Annotated in this window: 22 protein-coding genes and 1 pseudogene; all 23 read left to right on the forward strand. The window is 63.8% G+C overall.

Annotated features, from left to right (window positions below):
* Positions 1-50: 50 nt before the first annotated feature.
* The 23 genes and pseudogenes from AC07S4_RS19370 to hisH all read left to right on the forward strand — a co-directional run bounded on the left by AC07S4_RS19370 (position 51) and on the right by hisH (position 23,578).
* Complete coding sequence (locus AC07S4_RS19370) at positions 51-731, forward strand: response regulator transcription factor (protein ID WP_161070380.1); 681 nt, start codon at positions 51-53, stop codon at positions 729-731.
* 133 nt (positions 732-864) lie between these two features.
* The gene (locus AC07S4_RS19375; protein WP_494988197.1) at positions 865-2,445 is read left to right on the forward strand and encodes a methyl-accepting chemotaxis protein; all 1,581 of its coding nucleotides are present in this window, start codon (positions 865-867) and stop codon (positions 2,443-2,445) included.
* 108 nt (positions 2,446-2,553) lie between these two features.
* Positions 2,554-3,264 carry a transposase gene (locus AC07S4_RS19380; RefSeq protein WP_494988198.1) on the forward strand — a complete coding sequence of 237 codons (711 nt, stop codon included), beginning with the start codon at positions 2,554-2,556 and terminating at the stop codon, positions 3,262-3,264.
* Between the two features lie 132 nt (positions 3,265-3,396).
* Positions 3,397-8,118, forward strand: coding sequence for a glutamate synthase-related protein (locus AC07S4_RS19385; protein WP_494988199.1), 4,722 nt, complete (start codon positions 3,397-3,399; stop codon positions 8,116-8,118).
* 24 nt (positions 8,119-8,142) lie between these two features.
* The gene (locus AC07S4_RS19390) at positions 8,143-9,606 is read left to right on the forward strand and encodes a glutamate synthase subunit beta (RefSeq protein WP_494988200.1); all 1,464 of its coding nucleotides are present in this window, start codon (positions 8,143-8,145) and stop codon (positions 9,604-9,606) included.
* A 415-nt stretch (positions 9,607-10,021) separates the two neighbouring features.
* Positions 10,022-10,189 (forward strand): annotated as a pseudogene (locus tag AC07S4_RS19395) (type II toxin-antitoxin system HigB family toxin); the annotation flags it as partial.
* A complete protein-coding gene (locus tag AC07S4_RS19400) occupies positions 10,186-10,608 on the forward strand; it encodes a helix-turn-helix domain-containing protein (protein WP_494988201.1) in 423 nt (140 codons plus the stop codon). The pseudogene AC07S4_RS19395 and the gene AC07S4_RS19400, both read left to right, overlap by 4 nt.
* 227 nt (positions 10,609-10,835) lie before the next feature.
* On the forward strand, positions 10,836-11,639 hold the full coding sequence (locus tag AC07S4_RS19405) for an ABC transporter ATP-binding protein (protein WP_161070386.1): 804 nt from the start codon (positions 10,836-10,838) through the stop codon (positions 11,637-11,639).
* Positions 11,636-12,418 (forward strand): lipid asymmetry maintenance ABC transporter permease subunit MlaE, encoded by a 783-nt coding sequence (gene mlaE, locus AC07S4_RS19410; RefSeq protein WP_494988202.1) that lies wholly within the window; start codon positions 11,636-11,638, stop codon positions 12,416-12,418. The genes AC07S4_RS19405 and mlaE overlap by 4 nt, the downstream gene beginning before the upstream one ends.
* A gap of 44 nt (positions 12,419-12,462) precedes the next feature.
* Complete coding sequence (mlaD, locus tag AC07S4_RS19415; protein WP_494988203.1) at positions 12,463-12,933, forward strand: outer membrane lipid asymmetry maintenance protein MlaD; 471 nt, start codon at positions 12,463-12,465, stop codon at positions 12,931-12,933.
* A gap of 1 nt (position 12,934) precedes the next feature.
* Positions 12,935-13,750, forward strand: a complete 816-nt coding sequence (locus AC07S4_RS19420; protein ID WP_494988204.1) for an MlaA family lipoprotein — start codon at positions 12,935-12,937, stop codon at positions 13,748-13,750.
* A gap of 32 nt (positions 13,751-13,782) precedes the next feature.
* Positions 13,783-14,442 carry an MlaC/ttg2D family ABC transporter substrate-binding protein gene (locus AC07S4_RS19425; protein ID WP_494988205.1) on the forward strand — a complete coding sequence of 220 codons (660 nt, stop codon included), beginning with the start codon at positions 13,783-13,785 and terminating at the stop codon, positions 14,440-14,442.
* A gap of 14 nt (positions 14,443-14,456) precedes the next feature.
* A complete protein-coding gene (locus AC07S4_RS19430) occupies positions 14,457-14,798 on the forward strand; it encodes an STAS domain-containing protein (RefSeq protein ID WP_161070391.1) in 342 nt (113 codons plus the stop codon).
* Between the two features lie 187 nt (positions 14,799-14,985).
* The gene (locus tag AC07S4_RS19435; RefSeq protein ID WP_161070392.1) at positions 14,986-15,897 is read left to right on the forward strand and encodes an ABC transporter ATP-binding protein; all 912 of its coding nucleotides are present in this window, start codon (positions 14,986-14,988) and stop codon (positions 15,895-15,897) included.
* The gene (locus tag AC07S4_RS19440; protein WP_161070393.1) at positions 15,894-16,655 is read left to right on the forward strand and encodes an ABC transporter permease; all 762 of its coding nucleotides are present in this window, start codon (positions 15,894-15,896) and stop codon (positions 16,653-16,655) included. Before AC07S4_RS19435 ends, AC07S4_RS19440 begins: the two co-directional genes overlap by 4 nt.
* Positions 16,656-16,678: 23 nt before the next feature.
* Positions 16,679-16,915: a BolA family protein gene (locus tag AC07S4_RS19445; protein ID WP_056400003.1), complete on the forward strand. Its 237-nt coding sequence runs from the start codon at positions 16,679-16,681 to the stop codon at positions 16,913-16,915.
* 11 nt (positions 16,916-16,926) lie between these two features.
* Complete coding sequence (gene murA, locus AC07S4_RS19450; RefSeq protein ID WP_494988206.1) at positions 16,927-18,177, forward strand: UDP-N-acetylglucosamine 1-carboxyvinyltransferase; 1,251 nt, start codon at positions 16,927-16,929, stop codon at positions 18,175-18,177.
* 10 nt (positions 18,178-18,187) lie between these two features.
* A complete protein-coding gene (hisG, locus tag AC07S4_RS19455; RefSeq protein ID WP_494988207.1) occupies positions 18,188-18,865 on the forward strand; it encodes an ATP phosphoribosyltransferase in 678 nt (225 codons plus the stop codon).
* Entirely contained in the window at positions 18,862-20,181 is a 1,320-nt protein-coding gene (hisD, locus tag AC07S4_RS19460; RefSeq protein ID WP_494988208.1) for a histidinol dehydrogenase, read from the forward strand. The genes hisG and hisD overlap by 4 nt, the downstream gene beginning before the upstream one ends.
* A complete protein-coding gene (locus AC07S4_RS19465; RefSeq protein WP_494988209.1) occupies positions 20,181-21,161 on the forward strand; it encodes a DNA-methyltransferase in 981 nt (326 codons plus the stop codon). Before hisD ends, AC07S4_RS19465 begins: the two co-directional genes overlap by 1 nt.
* Positions 21,162-21,179: 18 nt before the next feature.
* Positions 21,180-22,271, forward strand: coding sequence for a histidinol-phosphate transaminase (hisC, locus tag AC07S4_RS19470; RefSeq protein ID WP_494988210.1), 1,092 nt, complete (start codon positions 21,180-21,182; stop codon positions 22,269-22,271).
* 19 nt (positions 22,272-22,290) lie between these two features.
* The gene (gene hisB, locus AC07S4_RS19475; protein ID WP_494988211.1) at positions 22,291-22,881 is read left to right on the forward strand and encodes an imidazoleglycerol-phosphate dehydratase HisB; all 591 of its coding nucleotides are present in this window, start codon (positions 22,291-22,293) and stop codon (positions 22,879-22,881) included.
* A gap of 58 nt (positions 22,882-22,939) precedes the next feature.
* Positions 22,940-23,578 carry an imidazole glycerol phosphate synthase subunit HisH gene (gene hisH, locus AC07S4_RS19480; protein WP_494988212.1) on the forward strand — a complete coding sequence of 213 codons (639 nt, stop codon included), beginning with the start codon at positions 22,940-22,942 and terminating at the stop codon, positions 23,576-23,578.
* Positions 23,579-23,612: the final 34 nt, after the last annotated feature.

A 23,612-nucleotide genomic window follows, 5' to 3' on the forward strand; every position in this document is an offset into this window, starting at 1 on the left:
ATTCTCGCACGCAAGCTTCGGCTTGCAACCATTTAGAGATTGGCGCATCAATGACGCAAATACTGATCGTGGAAGACAATCTGGACTACGCCGAAGAAATGGCGGAGTTCCTGACTGAGCTTGAACACGAAGTCCACATCACCAACAACGCCGGCGACATGTGGTCGGCCCTCAGCCAAGGCAACGTTGGCGTGGTGGTGCTCGACCTGGGCCTGCCGGACGAGGACGGCTTCAACGTCATTCCGCGCATGCGCCAGCTGTATCCGCACATCGGCCTGCTGGTGCTGACCGGCCGCGTGGCCTTCGACAACCGCATCCTGGGCCTGCGCCTGGGCGCCGACCATTATCTGACCAAGCCCATCAAGTTCCCGGAACTGGCCGCCCATATCGAGGCGCTGGACCGCCGCGTCGGCCCGCAGGAACCCGCGCCCGTGATCAACAAGTGGACGTTGAAAGTCAGCGCCCGCCTGCTGGAGCTGCAGGGCCAGGCCATCACGCTGACGGAAAAAGAGTGCAACTTCCTGCACCTGCTGACGATTAACACCCGTCCGGTGCCGCGCCAGGTCATCGTGGCCGGCATAGGCGGCGACGACCCGGACGCCGGCCGCCGCGTGGACATGCTGGTGTACCGCCTGCGCAAGAAGGCGCGCAGCGGCCTGGGCGAGGATCTGCCCCTGCGCAGCGCCTACGGCGAAGGCTACAGCCTGTCCGCCAGCTTCAACCTCTCCTGAGTTTGTGACGCCGCCGGTGCGCGGCGTGACATTTCGATAGTTTCCAGTAGTTCCATATCACCTACTATGGGTTTCCAGGCGCCGCCTTTGGTCCGGGGTTGGTGGCGGCGCGTCCTCACGGGAGACGGGTGTGATGAAACTACGGAATCTGAATATCGGTACCCGCCTCGGCGGCGGCTTTGGCATCGTCATGCTGATGATGCTGCTGATGGCGGCGGCGGGCATCTGGCGCTTGCAGGCGGTGGGGCAGCTGAGCGAGGAAATGGTCGGCAGCGCCATGCTCAAGGAGCGCCTGACCGCCGAGTGGCACAACCTGATCAGCGTGAGCGGCGTGCGGGTGATCGCCTTTGCGCGCAATACCGAACAGGTCGAATCGAAGGCCGAAGCCGACAAGGCCGCCGCCACCCGCGCGCGCGTCAACGCCATCCAGAAGCAATTGGAGCCGCTGCTGTCCAGCAGCGAGGAATTGCGCCTGCTCGACGCGGTGGCCGTGGTGCGCAAGCGCTACGCCGCCACCCGCGACGCCGTGTTCGCCCTCAAGAAGGGCGGCGACGCCGACGGCGCCCGCAGCATGGTCGACAGCCAGCTCGAGCCGCAGTTCGCGGCCTACCAGGAGGCCGTCGAGCGCATCGGCGAGCACGAGGCCGGGGTCGGCCGCGTGCTGGCGGCGCAGGTGCAGCAGCAGTTCCGCGACGGCCGCCTGTTCCTGCTGCTCACGGCCGGCGGCGTCCTGCTGCTGGGCAGCTGGTTCGCCGTCATGCTGACGCGCTCGATCACCGCGCCGCTGGGGCAGGCCGTCCGCGTGGCGCAAACCGTGGCGGCCGGCGACCTGAGCAGCGACATCACGGTGGCCAGCAGCGACGAAACCGGCCAGCTGCTGCAGGCGCTGAAGGACATGAACGCCAGTCTGGTCAGCATCGTCGGCCAGGTGCGCGGCGGCACCGAGACCATCGCCACCGCGTCCGGCGAGATCGCCAGCGGCAACCTGAACCTGTCGGCGCGCACCGAGCAGCAAGCCAGTTCGCTGCAGCAGACCGCTTCCTCCATGGAAGAGCTGACCGCCACCGTCAAGCAGAACGGCGACAACTCGCGCCAGGCCCACACGCTGGCGCTGTCGGCTTCGGACGTGGCGCAGCGCGGCGGCGCCGTGGTCAGCCAGGTGGTCGACACCATGGGCATGATCAACGCGTCCGCGCACAAAATCGTCGACATCATCGGCGTCATCGACGGCATAGCCTTCCAGACCAATATCCTGGCCTTGAACGCGGCGGTGGAAGCGGCGCGCGCCGGCGAGCAGGGCCGCGGCTTCGCCGTGGTGGCCACCGAGGTGCGCAACCTGGCCCAGCGCAGCGCGGCGGCGGCGCGCGAAATCAAGGTGCTGATCGGCGATTCGGTGGAAAAAGTGTCCACCGGGGCGCGCCTGGTGGACCAGGCCGGCAGCACCATGGAGGAAATCGTGGTCAATGTGCAGCGTGTGAGCGACATCATCGGCGAGATCACGGCCGCCAGCGTGGAGCAGACCAGCGGCATCGAGCAGATCAACCGCGCCATCTCGCAGATGGACCAGGTGACGCAGCAGAACGCCGCCCTGGTCGAGGAAGCGGCCGCCGCCGCCGCCGCCCTGCAGGACCAGAGCCAGGCGCTGGCCTCCGCCGTGAGCGTGTTCCGGCTGGCCGGGCAGCCGTCCCGCCGGCGCGCCCTGGCCGTTTCCTGATAAAAAGGGACAGAGTCGAGCCGATTTTTTCTCATTGCCGAATAAATGGGGACATAGTGCTGCGAATGCGGTAGTATCGGGGCTCCCGAGACTACCTCCCCGCATTTTATGGCCCGCTTGCCCCGCCTCATCGTCCCTTTCCAGCCCCACCACGTGGTCCAGCGCGGCCTGAACGGCCAGGCCATGTTCCAGGACGCCGACGACTACACGGCCTTCCTCGGCTGGCTGCGCAGCGCCGCCAGGAACTGGAAAGTGGCCGTGCACGCCTATGTATTGACGCCGAACGAGCTGCATTTCCTGCTCACGCCCAGCGACGAGGACGGCCTGGGCCTGATGATGCAGTGGATAGGCCGCTACTACGTGCCCTACTTCAACCAGAAATACGCCCGCGCCGGCACGCTGTGGCAGGGGCGCTACAAAACCTCGGTCATCGACGCCGAGTCCTATCTGATGAGCAATAGCCGCTATATCGAGTTCCTGCCGGTGCGCGGCGGGCTGGCGGGCCGGCCCGAGGACTATGCCTGGTCCAGCTACGCCCACCACACCGGCGTGCGCTCCGATCCGGTGGTGACCGACCACGCGCTGTACTGGGCGCTGGGCAACACCCCCTTCCAGCGCGAGGCCGCCTACAAGGAGCTGGCGGGCGCCGACCTGTCCGCCGAACAGATCGCCATTGTGGAGGGGGCCGTGCTCAAAGGCTGGCCGCTGGGCTCGGAACGCTTCAAGACCGAGCTGCAAAACCGCGTCAAACGCCAGGTGCTGCCGGCCAAGCGCGGCCGCCCGTTTAAGAAAACCGCGCCTGCCCAGAGTGAGGATTGACTGTGTCCCTAATTAAAATTTAAACCGACGCGTAAAAAATTAATTCGACTCCGACCCTAATTGTTCTGGTTGAGTTTTTTTGTGCATTGCACTACTCTGAGCTTTCGATAGTTATCAGCAGTGGAGAAACGCATGATTTCGCAAGGTTTGTACGACCCAGCCAATGAACATGACGCTTGCGGCGTCGGTTTCGTCGCCCACATCAAGGGCAACAAGAGCCATTCCATCGTGGAACAGGGTCTGCTGATCCTGAAGAACCTGGACCACCGGGGTGCGGTCGGCGCGGACGCGCTGATGGGCGACGGCGCCGGCATCCTGATCCAGATCCCGGACCAGTACTACCGCGACGAAATGGCCAAGCAGGGCGTGGAACTGCCGCCGCCAGGCGAATACGGCGTGGGCATGGTCTTCCTGCCGAAGGAAAACGCGTCCCGCATCGCTTGCGAACAGGAAATCGAGCGCGCCGTGCGCATCGAAGGCCAGGTCGTGCTGGGCTGGCGCAATGTGCCGGTGGACTACGACATGCCGATGTCGCCCACCGTGCGCGCCAAGGAACCCATCATCCGCCAGATCTTCATCGGCCGCGGCCCGGACATCATGGTCACCGACGCGCTGGAGCGCAAACTGTATGTGATACGCAAATCGTCCGGCCACGCCATCCAGGCGCTGAAACTGATCCACGGCAAGGAATTCTTCGTGCCGTCGATGTCGGCCCGCACCGTGGTCTACAAGGGCCTGCTGCTGGCCGACCAGGTGGGCGTCTACTATAAAGACCTGCAGGATCCGCGCTGCATCTCGGCGCTGGCGCTGGTGCACCAGCGTTTCTCCACCAACACCTTCCCGGAATGGCCGCTGGCCCACCCCTACCGCCTGATCGCCCACAACGGCGAGATCAACACCGTCAAGGGCAACTTCAACTGGATGCGCGCCCGCGAAGGCGTGATGAAGTCGGCCGTGCTGGGCGACGACCTGCAGAAGCTGTTCCCGCTGATCTATGAAGGCCAGTCCGACACCGCCTGCTTCGACAACGCGCTGGAACTGCTGCTGATGGCGGGCTACCCGCTGGCGCAAGCGATGATGATGATGATCCCCGAAGCGTGGGAAAACCACACCCTGATGGACGACAACCGCAAGGCCTTCTACGAATACCACGCGGCGATGATGGAACCATGGGACGGCCCGGCCGCCATGGCGTTCACCGACGGCCGCTACATCGGCGGTACGCTGGACCGTAACGGTCTGCGTCCTGCGCGCTACATCATCACCGACGACGACCTGGTGGTGATGGCGTCCGAATCCGGCGTGCTGCCGATTCCGGAATCGAAAATCATCCAGAAATGGCGTCTGCAGCCGGGCAAGATGTTCCTGATCGACCTGGAAGCCGGCCGCATCATCGACGACAAGGAGCTGAAGGACACCTACGCCAACGCCAAGCCCTACAAGGCGTGGATCAACGCGGTGCGCATCAAGCTCAACGAAATCAAGCTGAGCGAAAGCCAGCAGGCGCACAACCGCATCAAGTACAGCGCCGCGCCGGGCGAAAAAGCCGTCGCGTCCGTGCTGGACCGCCAGCAAGCCTTCGGCTACACCCAGGAAGACCTGCGCTTCCTGATGGCGCCCATGGCCGCCGCCGCCGAGGAAGCCACCGGCTCCATGGGCAACGACTCGCCGCTGGCCGTCATGTCCAACAAGCTGAAACCGCTGTACAACTACTTCAAGCAGCTGTTCGCCCAGGTGACCAACCCGCCGATCGACCCGATCCGCGAAGCCATGGTGATGTCGCTGGTGTCCTTCATCGGCCCGAAACCGAACCTGCTGGACACCAACAACGTCAATCCGCCGATGCGCCTGGAAGTGTCGCAGCCCATCCTGGGCTTTGACGACATGGCCCGCCTGCGCGGCATCTCCCTGCATACCGGCGGCAAGTTCAAGTCCTATGAGCTGAACATCTGCTATCCGCTGGCCTGGGGCAAGGAAGGCGTGGAAGCCTGCCTGGCCTCGCTGTGCGCGGAAGCCGTGGACGCGGTGAAATCCGGCCACAACATCCTGATCGTGTCGGACCGTTCCGTCGGCCCGGACCGCGTGGCGATTCCGGCGCTGCTGGCCACCTCCACCATCCACCAGCACCTGGTGTCGAAAGGCCTGCGCGCCTCGACCGGCCTGGTGGTGGAAACCGGCTCGGCCCGCGAGACCCACCACTTCGCCCTGTTGGCCGGCTACGGCGCGGAAGCGGTCCATCCCTACCTGGCGATGGAAACGCTGATGGAGCTGGCGCACGAAATGCCGGGCGACCTGTCCGGCGAGCAAGCCATCTATAACTACACCAAGGCCATCGGCAAGGGCCTGATGAAGGTCATGTCCAAGATGGGCATCTCGACCTATATGTCCTACTGCGGCGCGCAGATCTTCGAGGCCATCGGCCTGAACAAGTCGCTGGTGGACAAATACTTCAAGGGCACGGCCTCCAACGTGGAAGGCATCGGCGTGTTCGAAGTGGCGGAAGAAGCGCTGCGCCTGCACAACCTGGCTTTCGGCAACGATCCGCTGCTGAAGGAAGCGCTGGACGCGGGCGGCGAATACGCCTTCCGCATCCGCGGCGAAGACCACCTGTGGACGCCGGACGCGATCGCCAAGCTGCAGCACTCGACCCGCTCGAACAGCTACTCGACCTATAAAGAGTACGCGCAAATCATCAACGACCAGACCAAGCGCCACCTGACCTTGCGCGGCCTGTTCGAGTTCAAGCTGGACCCGGCCAAGGCCATCCCGCTGGACGAAGTGGAACCGGCCAAGGAAATCGTCAAGCGCTTCGCCACCGGCGCCATGTCGCTGGGCTCGATCTCGACCGAAGCGCACGCCACCCTGGCCGTGGCGATGAACCGCATCGGCGGCAAGTCGAACACCGGCGAAGGCGGCGAGGATCCGGCGCGCTACACCCGCGAACTGAAGGGCATCCCGATCAAGCAGGGCGAAACCATGGCTTCCGTGGTGGGCAAAGAGCAGATCGTGGTCGATATTCCGCTGCAGGACGGCGACTCCATGCGTTCGCGCATCAAGCAGGTGGCGTCGGGCCGCTTCGGCGTCACCGCCGAGTACCTGAACTCGGCCGACCAGATCCAGATCAAGATGGCGCAGGGCGCCAAGCCGGGCGAGGGCGGCCAGCTGCCGGGCCACAAGGTGTCCGAATACATCGCCCAGCTGCGCTTCTCGGTGCCGGGCGTGGGCCTGATTTCGCCGCCGCCGCACCACGACATCTATTCGATCGAAGATCTGGCACAGCTGATCCACGACCTGAAGAACGTCAATCCGCGCGCCTCGATCTCGGTCAAGCTGGTGTCCGAAGTGGGCATCGGCACCGTGGCTGCGGGCGTGACCAAGGCCAAGGCCGACCACGTGGTGGTGGCCGGCCACGACGGCGGCACCGGCGCTTCGCCGCTGTCCTCGGTCAAGCACGCCGGCACCCCATGGGAGCTGGGCCTGGCTGAAACCCAGCAGACGCTAGTGCTGAACGGCCTGCGCAGCCGTATCCGCGTCCAGGCCGACGGCCAGATGCGCACCGGCCGCGACGTGGTGATCGCCGCCATGCTGGGCGCCGACGAGATCGGCTTCGCCACCGCGCCGCTGGTGGTGGAAGGCTGCATCATGATGCGCAAATGCCACCTGAACACCTGCCCGGTCGGCGTGGCCACGCAAGATCCTGTGCTGCGCGCTAAGTTCCAGGGCAAGCCGGAATACGTGGTGAACTACTTCTTCTTCGTCGCCGAAGAAGCGCGCCAGCTGATGGCCCAGCTGGGCATCCGCACCTACGACGAGCTGATCGGCCGCGTGGACCTGCTGGACAAGTCCAAGGCCATCACGCACTGGAAGGCGCAGGGCCTGGACTTCAGCAACATCTTCTACCAGCCTCAAGTGCAGAACAACCAGGCCATCCGCCACGTGGAAGACCAGGACCACGGCCTGGACAAGGCGCTGGACCACAAGCTGATCGCGCAGGCCAAGGCCGCGCTGGAGAAGGGCGAACGCGTGTCCTTCATCTCGCCGGTGAAGAACCTGAACCGCACCGTGGGCACCATGCTGTCGGGCGAAGTGGCCAAGCGCTACGGCCACGCCGGCCTGCCGGACGACACCATCCACATCCAGCTGCAAGGCACGGCCGGCCAGTCCGCCGCCGCCTTCCTGGCGCACGGCATCACGCTGGACCTGGTGGGCGAGGGCAACGACTACGTCGGCAAGGGCCTGTCGGGCGGCCGCATCATCGTGCGTCCGAACACCGAGTTCCGCGGCTGGGCCGTGAACAACATCATCATCGGCAACACCGTGCTGTACGGCGCGATTGCCGGCGAAGCCTTCTTCAACGGCGTGGCCGGTGAACGCTTCGCGGTGCGCAACTCCGGCGCCACCACGGTGGTCGAAGGCGTGGGCGACCACGGCTGCGAATACATGACCGGCGGCACCGTGGTGGTGCTGGGCGCCACCGGCCGCAACTTCGCGGCGGGCATGTCGGGCGGCATCGCCTATGTGTACGACCCGGACGGCGATTTCGCGCAGAAGTGCAACCCGTCCATGGTCAGCCTGGAAGCCGTGCTGCCTGCCTCCGAGCAGAAGCTGGACCAGAACACCTGGCACGCGCAGCACCGCGACGGCGAGGCCGAGGCGGACGAGGTCATCCTCAAGCGCCTGATCGAGCGCCACTTCAAGCACACCGGCAGCACCCGTGCCCGCCTGTTGCTCGACAACTGGGCCGAAGGCCGCGCCAAGTTCGTGAAAGTGTTCCCGAACGAGTACAAGCGCGCGCTGATCGAGATGGCTGAGAACGCAGCCCTGGAAATGGAAACCCAGGCCATCGCTGCCTGATCTGGACAAGAATAAGGAAACATCGTGGGTAAAATCACCGGCTTCATGGAATTCAAGCGTCAGGAAGAGAGCTATCTGCCTCCCGAGACGCGCCTGAAAAACTACAAGGAATTCGTGCTCCACCTGAGCAACGACCAGGCCAAGGCGCAGGGCGCGCGCTGCATGGACTGCGGCATCCCGTTCTGCAACAACGGCTGCCCGGTCAACAACATCATTCCGGACTGGAATGACCTGGTTTATCGCGGCAACTACCGCGACGCGCTGGACGTGCTGCACTCGACCAACAACTTCCCCGAGTTCACCGGCCGCATCTGCCCGGCGCCGTGCGAATCGGCCTGTACCCTGGGCATCAGCGATGATCCGGTCGGCATCAAGTCGATCGAGCACAAGATCATCGACGAAGGCTGGGCGCACGGTTGGGTTGTTCCGCAGCCGGCCGGCTTCAAGACCGGCAAGAAGGTGGCCGTGGTCGGTTCCGGTCCGGCCGGCCTGGCCGCCGCCCAGCAGCTGGCGCGCGTGGGCCATGCCGTGACGGTGTTCGAAAAGAGCGACCGCATCGGCGGCCTGCTGCGCTACGGCATTCCCGACTTCAAGATGGAAAAGTCGCACATCGACCGCCGTGTGGAGCAGATGCAGGCCGAAGGCGTGACCTTCCGCACCAGCGTGCTGATCGGCAAGGACTTCCCGGCCAACGTCAACAACTGGGCCAAGGAAACCATCTTCCCTGAAGACCTGGAAAAAGAATTCGACGCCGTCATCCTGGCCGGCGGCGCCGAGCAGCCGCGCGACCTGCCGGTGCCGGGCCGCGAGCTCAAGGGCGTGCATTTCGCCATGGACTTCCTGCCGCAGCAGAACAAGGTCAACGCCGGCGACAAGGTGAAGGACCAGATCAAGGCCACCGGCAAGCACGTGGTGGTGATCGGCGGCGGCGACACTGGTTCCGACTGCGTGGGCACCTCCAACCGCCAGGGCGCGGCCTCGGTGAACCAGTTCGAGCTGATGCCCATGCCGCCCGAGCAGGAAAACAAGCCGCTGGTCTGGCCGTACTGGCCGACCAAGCTGCGCACCTCGTCCTCGCACGACGAAGGCTGCGAGCGCGACTGGGCGGTCGCCACCAAGCGCCTGGAAGGCAAGGGCGGCAAGGTCGAGAAGCTGATCGCCTGCCGCGTGGAGTGGAAGGACGGCAAGATGACCGAAGTGCCGAATTCCGAATTTGAAATGAAGGCCGACCTGGTGTTCCTGGCCATGGGCTTCGTGTCGCCGGTGCAAAACATCCTGGACGCCTTCAGCGTCGAGAAGGATGGCCGCGGCAACGCCAAGGCCGCCACCGAGGGCGACAACAGCTACAAGACCTCGGTCTCGAAAGTGTTTGCAGCGGGCGACATGCGCCGTGGCCAGTCGCTGGTGGTCTGGGCCATCCGCGAAGGCCGCCAGTGCGCCCGCGCAGTCGACGAATTCCTGATGGGCTCGTCCGACCTGCCGCGCTGATTCCCAAGTAGTGGTTTTCACTCCCACCGGAGCACGACGGGCGATCCTCGTTGGCTCCGGTTTTTTTTATCTGAACAGCAGTACCGCCGTCGTGCTTTTCCCCGCCACAAGATCCATGGTTTTCTCCAGCAAATGATAATCAGTAGAGATTGATAATTCGCACTGCGTACTTCTCAAAACGAGATATACTTGATTTGGGGCGCTATTCTGGTGTCCTGCCTGTAACACCTCTTTTAGGCTCTTGGAGAACGAAATGTATAAACCATTTTGGAAAGACGCCTTGTATGCGGATCATCTCAAAAGCGGCATTGGTAGATTTTTATCAAGAATATCCTGACGCCAAAGAGAAGTTAGAGGCGTGGTATCGTACATGCAAGTCTTGCAACGCGAAGAATTTTAGCGAGTAAAACAGACGTTCAATACGGCTGACTATGTTCCGAGGCAATTTACCGTATTCAATGCAGGCGGTAACGAGTACCGCATCGTGACGGCGATCCACTATCACAAGCAGCTGGTATATATCCGCGAGGTGCTTACTCATGTGCAATACGACAAGTGGACTAAACAGAACCGTGGAAAATGACGATCAATAATTTGTTGCCCCATTTGCCCGAGATTACCCTGGCGTGGACGACGCTCCAGGCTAGCGCCGGTCTCGGGCCAATACGGAATGAGACGGACTTCCAGCGTATCCGCGCCTTGGCTAACGTTCTGGCTGACGAAGTGGGGGACGACGAAGGCCATCCTTTGTACACACTGTTTTCCCTCGTCATGGAAATGATCGAACGGTGGGAGGACGCGCACGTGCAGATCGCCCAAGCCCCGCCGCGCGAAGTCTTGCGCCACTTACTTGAGGTGAACGGTCTCAAGCAGAAGGACCTCGCCGAGATCGCGTCACAGGCGCTGGTCAGCGACATATTGGCCGGACGCCGCGAAATCAGCCGGCGCCTGGCCAAATTGCTGGCCGCCCGCTTCCGGATTGACGTCAGCGCTTTTATCTAGCCTGCGCCCCGGGTAGCCGGGGCTTCCCAAGCCACGGAGCGGGTCGCAGTAGCGGCCCCGCTGTTGCTGCGCCGCAGCAATTAACATACCTTTCCAGATGTAAATTGCTGACTTTCAGGTTATTAATGTTGTATTATTTGCCTCTTGTCTCCCTCTCCCGGAGGAGCTCTCAGCAGAGGTTGGCGTTTCTGCACTACAATACGGGATTCAAAAAAGTGAGCGTGGTCGTGCCGAATCTAGTCGAAATCCGTGATTTACACTTCTCCTATGGAAAAAGGTCCATCCTGTCGGGCCTCCAGATGGACTTCCCGCGCGGGAAGGTGGTGGCGGTCATGGGCGGCTCCGGCAGCGGCAAAACCACCGTGCTGCGCCTGATCGGCGGCCAGATCCGCCCGTCCAAGGGCCACGTGTCGGTGGACGGCCAGATAGTTCACAAACTGAAGACCGACGACCTGTATCTGCTGCGCCGCAAAATGGGCATGCTGTTCCAGCACGGCGCGCTGTTTACCGACCTGTCGGTGTACGAAAACGTGGCCTTCCCGCTGCGCGAACACACCGACCTGCCGGAAGAACTGATACGCGACCTGGTGCTGATGAAGCTGCACGCCGTGGGCCTGCGCAACGCCGCCAAGCTCAAGCCGGGCGAGATCTCCGGCGGCATGGCGCGCCGCGTCGCCCTGGCGCGCTCGATCGCGCTGGACCCGCAACTGATTATGTATGATGAGCCGTTCGCCGGCCTGGACCCGATATCGATGGGCGTGACCGCCAACCTGATCCGCAACCTGAACGACGCGCTCGGCTCGACCACCATCCTGGTCTCGCACGACGTGAAGGAATCGTTCCACATCGCCGACCACGTGTATTTCCTGTCGCAAGGCAAAATCGTCGCGCACGGTACGCCGGACGAGATGATGGCGTCGTCCGACCCCTATGTGAAGCAGTTCGTGCACGCCGAGGCCGACGGCCCCGTGCCCTTCCACTACCCGGGCAAGTCCCTGGCGGCCGATCTCGGCCTGAAGGAGCGCGCATGATCGGCGGCCTGCTGGAGCGCCTGGGCATCTGGGTGCGCGAACACGTCGAAGGCGTGGGTTATGCGACCCGCACCTTCTTCTACATGCTGGGCGTGTCGCCCGGCCTGCTGCGCCGGCCGCGCCTCATCATCGAGCAATTGCACTTCATCGGCAATTATTCCATGCTCATCATCACGCTATCCGGCCTCTTCGTCGGCATGGTGCTGGGCCTGCAGGGCTATTACACGCTGAACAAATACGGCGCCGAGCAGTCGCTCGGCCTGCTGGTGGCGCTGGGTCTGACGCGCGAACTGGGGCCGGTCATCACCGCGCTGCTGTTCGCCGGCCGCGCCGGCACCTCGCTGACGGCGGAAATCGGCCTGATGAAGGCCGGCGAGCAGCTGTCGGCCATGGAAATGATGGCGGTCAATCCCGTGCAGCGCGTGCTGGCGCCCCGTTTCTGGGCCGGCGTGATCGCCGTGCCGGTGCTGGCGTCGATTTTCAGCGCGGTGGGCATCTTCGGCGGCTACCTGGTCGGCGTGCAGCTGATCGGCGTGGACGAGGGCGCGTTCTGGTCGCAAATGCAGGGCGGCGTGGATATCTGGAAAGACGTGTTCAACGGCTTCGCCAAGAGCATCGTGTTCGGCGTGGCCATCACCTTCATTTCGCTGTACCAGGGCTATGAGGCCCGCCCCACGCCGGAAGACGTGGCCGGCGCCACCACCCGTACCGTGGTGATTTCGTCCCTGATGATCTGGTGGCTGGACTTCATGCTGACGGCTTTGATGTTTAGCAAATAACGGCACCGTGCGCCGAAGAAATAAAAACAAGTTAGGATAGTGTTATGCAACGTAAATCTCTGGATCTGTGGGTGGGTTTGTTTGTCGTGCTGGGCGTGGCCGCACTGGCCTTCCTGGCGCTCAAGGCCGGCAATGCGAGTTCGCTGTCGTTCGCCCCGACGTATGAAGTGACCGCCAAGTTCGACAATATCGGCAGCCTGCGCGAGCAGGCCGCAGTCAAGGCGTCCGGCGTGGTGGTGGGCCGCGTGGCCCGCATCCGCTTCGACGACAAGTCCTATAAAGCGCTGGTGACCCTGAATATGGAAACCAGCTACGCCTTTCCAAAAGACAGCTCGGCCAAGATCCTGACGGCCGGCTTGCTGGGCGAGCAATACATCGGCATCGAAGCCGGCGGCGACACCAACAACCTGGTGGCGGGCGACAAGATCGCGCGCACCCAGTCGGCCGCCGTGCTGGAAGACCTGATCAACCAATTCATCTACAGCAAAGCAGCTGAAGGAAAGGATGGCAAATAATATGAGCGCATCAACCAAGTTCCGTCACCTGGCATTGACTGTGGCGGCTGCCGCCGTGCTGACCGGCTGCGCCGGCCCCAACCCGCGCGACCCTTACGAGGGCTTCAACCGCAGCATGTTCAAGTTCAACGACACGGTGGACCAGGCCGCGCTGAAGCCGGCCGCCACCGCCTACAAGAACGTGCTGCCGTCCTTCGTGCAGACCGGCGTGAGCAACTTCTTCGGCAATCTGTCGGACGTGTGGACCGCCGCCAACGGCTTTATGCAGGGCAAGGGCGAGCAGGGCATGTCGGACGTGATGCGCGTGGCGCTGAACTCCACCTTCGGCCTGCTGGGCGTGCTCGACATCGCTTCCGAAGCGGGCCTGAAGAAGCATAACGAAGATTTCGGCCAGACCCTGGGCTACTGGGGCGTGCAATCCGGCCCCTACCTGATGCTGCCGCTGCTGGGCCCGTCCACCGTGCGCGACACCGTGGCCTTGCCGCTGGACATCAAGGCCGACCCATGGGGCTATAAAGATCCTGTCAACGTGCGCAACATCGGCAGCGTTACCCGTGTGATCGACAAGCGCGCCAGCCTGCTGGATGCCACCAGCCTGATGGAAGAAGCCGCGCTGGACCGTTATGAGTTCGTGCGCGACAGCTTCATGCAGGCGCGCGAAAGCAAGGTCAACGACGGCGAAGGCCCGCGCGGCGACAAGGACAAGGAAAAGGCCAAGCCGGCCGCCGCCGATGCCGAAAACGGCAACGAGGCGGCGCCTGTCACCGGCGAGGCTATAATGGCGGCACCGGCTGCGGATAAGAACGCCAGCCTGTGAGCCCGAAGCACACACTATAAGGTTAAACAGAGATGAAATTGATAAAACAACTTTTCGCCTTCGCCACGGTCGCTTTCGCGTCCGCGGCCTTCGCCGCCGCTGCGCCGGCGGCCCCGGCCGGCACTGAAGCGCCGGACGTGCTGGTCAAGCGCATCAGCCAGGACGTGCTGGACACCGCCAAGGCCGACAAGGAAATCCAGGCCGGCAACCAGAAGCGCGTGATGGACCTGGTGGAAACCAAGATCCTGCCTTACGTCGACTTCCAGCGCATGACCTCGCTGGCCGCCGGCCGCTACTGGCGCGAAGCGAGCCCGGAACAGCAGAAGCAGCTGTCCACCGAGTTCCGTTCGCTGCTGATCTTCACCTACTCGGGCGCCCTGTCCCAGGTGAAAAACGAGACCATCGAATTCAAGCCGCTGCGCGCCGATCCCAGCGACACCGAAGTGGAAGTGCGCTCCCAGGTGAACGTGGCCCGCGGCGAGCCGATCCCGCTGAACTACCGCGTGGCCAAGTCGCCGACCGGCTGGAAGATCTACGACATCAACGTGCTGGGCGCGTGGCTGGTCGAGACCTACAAGAGCACCTTCGCCTCGGAAATCACCAAGGGCGGCATCGACGGCCTGATCAAGACCTTGTCCGAAAAGAACAAGAAGCTGGCCAGCCGCCCGATCAAGGCAGCTTCCGCTAAATAATCGACCTGAAAACCATGTCCGCATCCACCGACACCATGCAATCCCTCACGTCCCTGACCGTGTCCAACGCCACCGTGGCGCTGGAGCAGGGCGTGGCGGCGATCCGCGCCGGCCAGGCCGTGTTCGACCTGAGCAAGGTGGAGGCGGTCGATTCGGCCGCCGTGTCGGTGCTGCTGGCGTGGCAGCGCGCCGCGCAGGAAGCGGGCCTGGCGCTCGAGCTGAAAAACCTGCCGGCCAACCTGAAAAGCCTCACCAAGCTGTACGGCGTGTGCGCGCTGGTATCGCCATCGCTGGCCGAATGCGGCCCAAGCAGCAGCCCGGCGGCCGACGTGCCGCAGCATCACCACCATCATTGACCCCCGCCATACCCCCGCGCAGTACCGCAGCACCAGTATCAGCAGTTTCCCGGTCCGTCGTGGCCGAGTCCATTTTCCAATATAATTGACCGTTGCCGTTGCCTGAGTGCCACGGCATATCGCACCTCCGGGTCTCGTGCCCTTCCCGCGACGGTCACCGTGCCGTAGCCAAAACATAAAGCCAAGCATGACAGCAATCCAAATCAGCAATGTCGAAAAGCGCTACAAGTCGCTGCAGGCACTGGGCGGCGTCTCCCTCACCATCGAGGAGGGCGAATTCTTCGGCCTGCTCGGCCCCAATGGTGCCGGAAAAACCACACTTATCTCCATCATCGCGGGCCTGATCCGTCCCGACGCGGGCAAGGTCAGCATCCACGGCCACGACGTCACCGGCGACTTCCGCGCGGCGCGCAAGAAGCTCGGCGTGGTGCCGCAGGAACTGGTGTTCGATCCCTTCTTCACCGTGCGCGAAACGCTGCGCCTGCAGTCCGGCTACTTCGGCCTGCCGAACAACGACAAGTGGATCGACGAGGTCATGGAAAACCTCGACCTGACCGGCAAGGCCGACGTGAACATGCGCGCCCTGTCCGGCGGCATGAAGCGCCGCGTGCTGGTGGCGCAGGCGCTGGTGCACAAGCCGCCCGTCATCGTGCTCGACGAGCCGACCGCCGGCGTGGACGTGGAACTGCGCCAGACGCTGTGGAAATTCATCTCGCGCCTGAACCGCGAAGGCCACACCGTGGTGCTCACCACCCACTACCTGGAAGAGGCGCAGGCCATGTGCAAGCGCGTCGCCATGCTGAAAACCGGCAAGGTGGTGGCGCTGGACACCATGTCCGCGCTGATACGCCGCATTTCCGGCTCCTCGCTGATCCTGCACCTGAAAAATGGCACGCTGCCGGAAGACTTGCGCCACCTGGTCACGCACCCGGAAGAAGCGGCGCTGGGCAAGTACAGCCTGCGCATCAACGAAGTGAGCGAAGTGGAGCCCATCCTGGCGCGCGTGCGCGAGAGCGGCGCCGCCATCGACGAGATGCAGCTGCAGAACGCCGACCTGGAAGACATCTTCCTGCAAATTATGGACAAGGGCGCATTATGATTTCGACCGGCTTCCGCACCCTCGTTTATAAAGAGACGCTGCGCTTCTACAAGGTCGCCACGCAAACCGTGGCCGCGCCCATCCTCACCGCCATGCTCTACCTGCTGATCTTCGGCCACGTGCTCGAAGGCCGCGTGCAGGTGTATCCGGGCGTGAGCTACACGGCCTTCCTGATTCCCGGCCTGGTGATGATGAGTGTGCTGCAGAACGCCTTCGCCAACTCCTCGTCCTCGCTGATCCAGTCCAAGATCACCGGCAACCTGGTGTTCGTGCTGCTCACCCCGCTGTCGCACTGGGAGATCTTCTCGGCCTACGTGATCGCCGCCATGGTGCGCGGCATCGTGGTGGGCGCGGGCGTGTTCATCGTCACCGCCTGGTTCGCCAACATGAGCTTCGTGGCGCCGCTGTGGATACTGGTGTTCGCGCTGCTGGGCGCCGCCATCCTGGGCACCATGGGCCTGATCGCCGGCATCTGGGCCGAGAAATTCGACCAGCTGGCCGCGTTCCAGAACTTCCTGATCATGCCGCTGACCTTCCTGTCCGGCGTGTTCTACTCCATCCATTCGCTGCCGCCGTTCTGGCTCACCGTGTCGCACCTGAACCCGTTCTTCTACATGATAGACGGCTTCCGCCACGGCTTCTTCGGCCAGAGCGACGTCAACCCCTTCATCAGCCTTGGCATCGTCGGCGCCTTCCTGGCCGTGCTGTCGATGCTGGCTATACGTTTATTGAGCAGCGGTTACCGCTTACGCCACTAAGGCGACATTACAGGACCAACACCATGACTACCACTCCAGAAGCAATCCACGGCTACATCAAGGCCGGCCTCGAATGCACCCACCTCGAAGTGGAGGGCGACGGCCAGCACTTCCAGGCCGTGATCGTCTCGCCGGCGTTTGCCGGCAAGCGCCCTATCCAGCGCCACCAGCTGGTGTACGCGGCGCTGGGCGACCGCATGCGCGAAGAAATCCACGCGCTGTCGATGAAAACGCTGACCCCGGAAGAATACAAAGGCTAAGGACACAGACCATGGACAAACTCCTCATCACGGGCGGCAAGCGCCTGGTCGGCGACGTCACCATCTCCGGCGCCAAGAACGCGGCGCTGCCCATCCTGTGCGCCGGCCTGCTCACTTCGGGCGACGTGGTGCTGGACAATGTGCCGCATCTGCACGACGTGGCCACCATGCTCAAGCTGCTGGGCCAGACCGGCCTGCAAGTGCAGCAGGACGGCGAGAAGGTCACGCTGAACGGCGGCGCCATCGACAAGCTGGAAGCGCCGTATGAGCTGGTCAAGACCATGCGCGCCTCCATCCTGGTACTGGGCCCGCTGCTGGCGCGCTTCGGCGAAGCGAAGGTATCGCTGCCGGGCGGCTGCGCCATCGGTTCGCGTCCGGTGGACCAGCACATCAAGGGCCTGCAGGCGTTGGGCGCCGAGATCACCATCGACGCCGGCTACATCTACGCCAAGTGCAAAAAACTGAAAGGCGCCCGCATCGTCACCGACATGATCACGGTGACCGGCACCGAGAACCTGCTGATGGCCGCCACCCTGGCCGAAGGCGAGACCATTCTGGAGAACGCCGCGCGCGAGCCGGAAGTGACCGACCTGGCCAACCTGCTGGTGGCCATGGGCGCGAAGATCGAAGGCATCGGCACCGACCGCCTGGTGATCCAGGGCGTGCCGGAACTGCACGGCGCATCGCACTCCGTGATCTCGGACCGCATCGAAGCGGCCACCTTCCTGTGCGCCGTGGCGGCCACCGGCGGCGACATCACGCTGCGCAACACCCGCACCGACATCATGGACGCGGCGCTCGACAAGCTGCGCGAGATCGGCCTGCAAATGACCATCGGCAAAGACACCATCCGCGCGCAAATGGATGCGCGCCCGAACCCGGTGACTTTCCGCACTACCGAATACCCTGGCTTCCCGACCGATATGCAGGCCCAGTTCATGGCGGTGAACACCATCGCCAATGGCCCCAGCCGCGTGACCGAAACCATTTTCGAGAACCGCTTCATGCACGTCCAGGAGATGAACCGCCTGGGCGCGGCAATTGAAACCGACGGCAACACGGCCTTTATCAAAGGCGTGGATCAGCTGGTGGGCGCGCCCGTGATGGCGACCGACCTGCGCGCTTCGGCTTCGCTGGTGATCGCAGGCCTGGCCGCCAAGGGCGAAACGCTGATCGACCGCATCTACCACCTCGACCGCGGCTACGACCGCATGGAAGTGAAGCTGCAGGCGATAGGCGCCAACATCAGCCGAATCAAGTAAAGAGAACATCATGAGCGGATTTAACAGCGACGCCAATTCCCAGCTGATCCTTGCGCTGTCGAAGGGCCGTATTTTCGAAGACACCTTGCCGCTGCTGGAAGCAGCCGGCATCACCGTCACCGAGAATCCGGAAACTTCGCGCAAGCTGATCCTGGCCACCAACGACCCCAATGTGCGCGTGCTGATTGTGCGCGCCACCGACGTGCCGACCTATGTGCAGCACGGCGCGGCGGACTTCGGCGTGGCCGGCAAGGACGTGCTGATCGAGCATGGCGGCGAGGGCCTGTACCAGCCCGTGGACTTGAACATCGCGCAGTGCCGCATGTCGGTCGCTGTGAAATCCGGTTTCGACTACGAAGCGGCCGTGCGCCAGGGAGCGCGCCTGCGCGTGGCCACCAAGTTCACCACCACCGCGCGCGAGCACTTCGCCGCCAAGGGCGTGCACGTGGACCTGATCAAGCTGTACGGCTCGATGGAGCTGGCGCCGCTGGTGGGCCTGTCGGACGCCATCGTCGACCTGGTGTCGACCGGCAGCACGCTGCGCGCCAACAACCTGGTGGAAGTCGAAGAGATCATGCAGATCTCCTCGCGCCTGGTGGTCAACCAGGCCGCGCTCAAGCTCAAGCGCCAGCGCCTGCAGCCGATTATCGAAGCCTTTGAGCGTGCTTCGAAAAAGGTGAAGCAATGACGATACAGATCCGCAAACTCGATTCGTCCGCTGCGGACTTCAAGCCCACGCTTGACGCGCTGCTGGCCTTCGAAGCCGCCACCGACGACGCCATCGAAACCGCTGTCGCGAAGATCCTGGCGGACGTGAAAGCGCGCGGCAACGCCGCCGTGCTGGAGTACACCAACCGCTTCGACCGCCTGCCCAACGGCGGCGCCGCTTCGGTGGACACGCTGGACCTGCCGCAAGCCGAACTGCAGGCCGCGCTGGACGCGCTGCCTGCAGCGCAGCGCGCCGCGCTGCAGGTGGCGGCGGACCGCATCCGCGTGTTCCACGAGCGCCAGAAGCAGGAGCTGCAAGGCTTCAGCTACACCGAGCCTGACGGCACCGTGCTGGGCCAGCGCATCACGCCGCTGGACCGCGTGGGCATCTACGTCCCCGGCGGCAAGGCGGCCTACCCTTCGTCGGTGCTGATGAACGCGATTCCCGCGCAAGTGGCGGGCGTGGGCGAAATCATCATGGTGGTGCCCACGCCGGACGGCGTGAAGAACCAGATGGTGCTGGCCGCCGCCGCGCTGGCGGGCGTCACCCGCGTCATCACGATCGGCGGCGCGCAGGCGGTCGGCGCGCTGGCCTACGGCACCGAGACCATCGCCGCCGTGGACAAGATCGTCGGCCCCGGCAACGCCTACGTGGCCGCCGCCAAGCGCCGCGTGTTCGGCACCGTCGGCATCGACATGATCGCCGGCCCGTCCGAGATCCTGATCGTGTGCGACGGCAGCACCGACCCGGACTGGGTGGCCATGGACCTGTTCTCGCAGGCCGAGCACGACGAGCTGGCGCAAGCCATCCTGCTGTGCCCGGACGCCGGCTACATCGCGCAGGTGGAGGCCAGCATCAACAAGTTGCTGCCCACGATGCCGCGCCAGGAAGTCATCCGCACCTCGCTGAACGACCGTGGCGCGCTGGTCAAGGTGCGCGACATGGACGAGGCCTGCGCCATCGCCAACAGCATCGCCGCCGAGCACCTGGAGATTTCAGCCGCCGAGCCGCAGCAATGGGCCGACAAGATCCGCCACGCGGGCGCCATGTTCCTGGGCCGCTTCTCGTCCGAATCGCTGGGCGACTACTGCTGCGGCCCGAACCACGTGCTGCCGACCTCGCGCACCGCGCGCTTCTCCTCGCCGCTGGGCGTGTACGACTTCCAGAAGCGCTCGTCCATCATTTACGTGTCCGAAGCCGGCGCGCAAACGCTGGGCAAGGTCGCGGCCGAACTGGCCTACGGCGAAGGCCTGCAGGCGCACGCCCGCAGCGCCGAACTGAGGATCAAGGACTGATGAGCGACTGGCTCAACCAGGTCTTCTGCGAGGATGCGCTGGCCGGACTGGCGCGCATCCCGGACGGTTCCGTCGACCTTATCCTGACCGATCCGCCCTACAACCTGGGCAAGGACTACGGCAATGCGTCGGACCAGCAAACGGTGGAGCAATACCTGCGCTGGACCGAGCAGTGGATAGACGCGGCGCTGCCCAAGCTCAAGCCCAACGGCAGCCTGTACATCTTTTTGACCTGGCGCTTTTCGCCGGAAATCTTCGTCATGCTGAAGCAGCGCATGACGATGATGAATGAAATCATCTGGGACCGCCGCGTGCCTTCCATGGGCGGCAGCGTGCGCAGCTACTCGTCGGTGCACGACACGGTGGGCTTCTTCGTCGGCCGCAAGGACTACTACTTCGACCTGGACGCCGTGCGCATTCCCTACGACGCCGAAACCAAGAAGGCGCGCTCGCGCTCCATCTTCATCGGCGCCAAGTGGCTGGAAGTGGGCTACAACCCGAAGGACGTGTGGAGCGTGTCGCGCCTGCACCGCGAGCATCCGGAGCGCGCCAACCACCCGACCCAGAAGCCGCTCGAGATCATCGAGCGCATGGTCAAGGCCTCGTGCCCGCCGGGCGGCGTGGTGCTGGACCTGTTCATGGGCAGCGGCACCACCGCGCTGGCGGCGCGCCGCTGCGGGCGCCAGTTCGTCGGCTTCGAGCTGAACCCGGAATACTGCGCCATCATCAACGAGCGCCTGGCCGCGCTGGAAACCATCGAGGCGCTGGCGCTGGCCGCCGCGCCGGACGCCCCGGCCAAGGCGAAAGCCAAGCCCAAGGCCAAGCCGAAAGCGAAGGCCGCAGTGAAGGCCGCAGTAAAGCCCAGCCTCGCCGCGCCGAAAAAGAAAGCCGCACCCAAGAAAGCCGCCGCGCCCAAGCCGGCGGCGCCGAAACGATCACGCGCCACGAAAAAGGCGCCCCCCGAAGAAGTTACCATTTAACTTAAGGAGTGCAGCAAGATGTCCATCGACAGTCTCATCCGCAACACCATCCGTTCCGACGTACTGGCCGTTCCCGGCTACCACGTGGCAGATGCAAGCGGTTTTATCAAACTGGACGCGATGGAAAATCCTTACCCGCTGCCCGAGCATCTGGCCACCGAGCTGGCCACCCGCCTGGCCAATGTGGCCCTGAACCGCTACCCCGTGGCCTCCTACGCCAGCGTGAAAGAACGCATCTGCAAGCAGCTCGGCGTGCCGGCCGGCTACGACGTCCTGCTGGGCAACGGCTCCGATGAGCTGATCTCCATCCTGGACATGGCCTGCGCGCACCAGGACCGTCGCGCCGTGGTGCTGGCGCCCGTGCCCACCTTCGTCATGTACGCCCGTTCGGCGCAATTCGCCGGCATGGACTTCGTCGGCGTGCCGCTGAAGGCCGACCTGACGCTGGACCTGCCCGCCATGCTGGCCGCCATCGCCCAGCACAAGCCGGCGCTGGTCTACCTGTCGTATCCGAACAACCCCACCGGCAACCTGTTCAGCGAGGACGACGTGGTCGCCATCATCGAGGCGCTGGGCGACACCGGCCTGGCCGTGGTGGACGAGGCCTACGAGCCCTTCGCCCAGCAGAGCTTCATGGGCCGCCTGCCCGAGTTCCCCAACCTGGTGGTGATGCGCACCGTGTCCAAGCTGGGCCTGGCCGGCATCCGCCTGGGCTATATGTCGGCCGCGCCGCAACTGCTGGAGCAGTTCGACAAGGTCCGTCCGCCGTATAATGTGAACGTGCTGACGCAAGTCGCCGCCGAATTTGCACTCGACAACATCGACGTGCTCAACCAGCAAGCCGCCATCCTGCGCGAACAACGCGCGCTGCTGGCCGAGGCCCTGGCCGCCGTACCCGGCGTGCAAGTGTTCCCCTCCGCCGCCAACTTCATCCTCGTCCGGGTGCCCGACGCCGACGCGGCCAACGCCTATCTGCTGTCCCGCAAGGTGCTGGTCAAAAATGTGGGTAAAATGCACAGTGTGCTGGCCAATTGCCTGCGCATCACGGTCAGTACCCCGGACGAGAACGCCGCTTTCCTCGAAGCATTTAAAGCCTCGCAGGCAGCCTAAGACCAACGTAGAGCTTTCCATGAACCGCACCGCAGAAATCACCCGCAACACCAACGAGACCCAGATCCGTGTCGCCCTCAACCTGGACGGCACCGGCGTGCAGAAGCTGAACACGGGCGTCCCTTTCCTGGACCACATGCTGGACCAGATCGCCCGCCACGGCCTGTTCGACCTGGAAGTGGAAGCCACCGGCGACATCCATATCGACAACCACCACACGGTGGAAGACGTGGGCATCACGCTGGGCATGGCCTTCGCCAAGGCCATCGGCGACAAGAAGGGCATCGTTCGCTACGGCCACTCCTATGTGCCGCTGGACGAGGCGCTGTCGCGCGTGGTGATCGATTTTTCCGGCCGCCCAGGCATCGAGTACCACATCCCGTTCACCCGCGCCATGATAGGCGGCTTCGACGTGGACCTGACGCTGGAATTCTTCCGCGGTTTCGTCAACCACGCGCTGGTGACCTTGCATATCGACAACTTGCGCGGCACCAATGCGCACCATCAATGCGAAACCGTGTTCAAGGCCTTCGGCCGCGCGCTGCGCATGGCCACCACGCTGGACGAACGCGCCGCCGGCACCATTCCGTCGACCAAAGGTAGCTTGTAATCAATCGCAGCGCGGATTGCCCTTGCGCGGGCCGCGCTGTCTCTGCTTGAATGGCATTATGAAGAAAATTGTTGTTGTGGATTACGGCATGGGCAATCTGCGCTCGGTGGCGCAAGCCCTGCGCGCCGTGGCGCCGGAAGCCGACATCGTCATCTCCGGGCAAGTGGCCGACATCGAGAATGCCGACCGCATCGTGCTGCCCGGCCAGGGCGCCATGCCGGACTGCATGCGCAGCCTGCGCGAATCCGGCGTGCAGGACGCGCTGCTGCGCGCGGCCGAGACCAAGCCGCTGATGGGCGTGTGCATCGGCGAACAGATGCTGTTCGATTCGTCCGAGGAAGGCGATGCGCAAGGCCTGGGCTTGCTGCCGGGCAAGGTTGTGCGTTTCCAGCTGGACGGCCAGCTGCAGGAAGACGGCTCGCGCTTCAAAGTGCCGCAAATGGGCTGGAACCAAGTGCGCCAGCGCGCGTCTCATGCCATGTGGGCCGGCATTCCGGACAACAGCTACTTTTATTTTGTACACAGCTATTACGTGCAGCCGGGCGACGCCGCGCACAGCGTGGGCGAAACCGTGTACGGCACGCCGTTCTGCAGCGCCGTGGCGCGCGGGAACGTGTTCGCCACCCAGTTCCACCCGGAGAAAAGCGCCGCCGTGGGCCTGCAGCTGTATAAGAATTTCGTGCATTGGCAACCTTAAGCCTATCCGGGCAACCTTAAACTCACCTCACTTA

It is taken from the genome of Pseudoduganella sp. GW821-FHT05F09, from assembly GCF_059419605.1.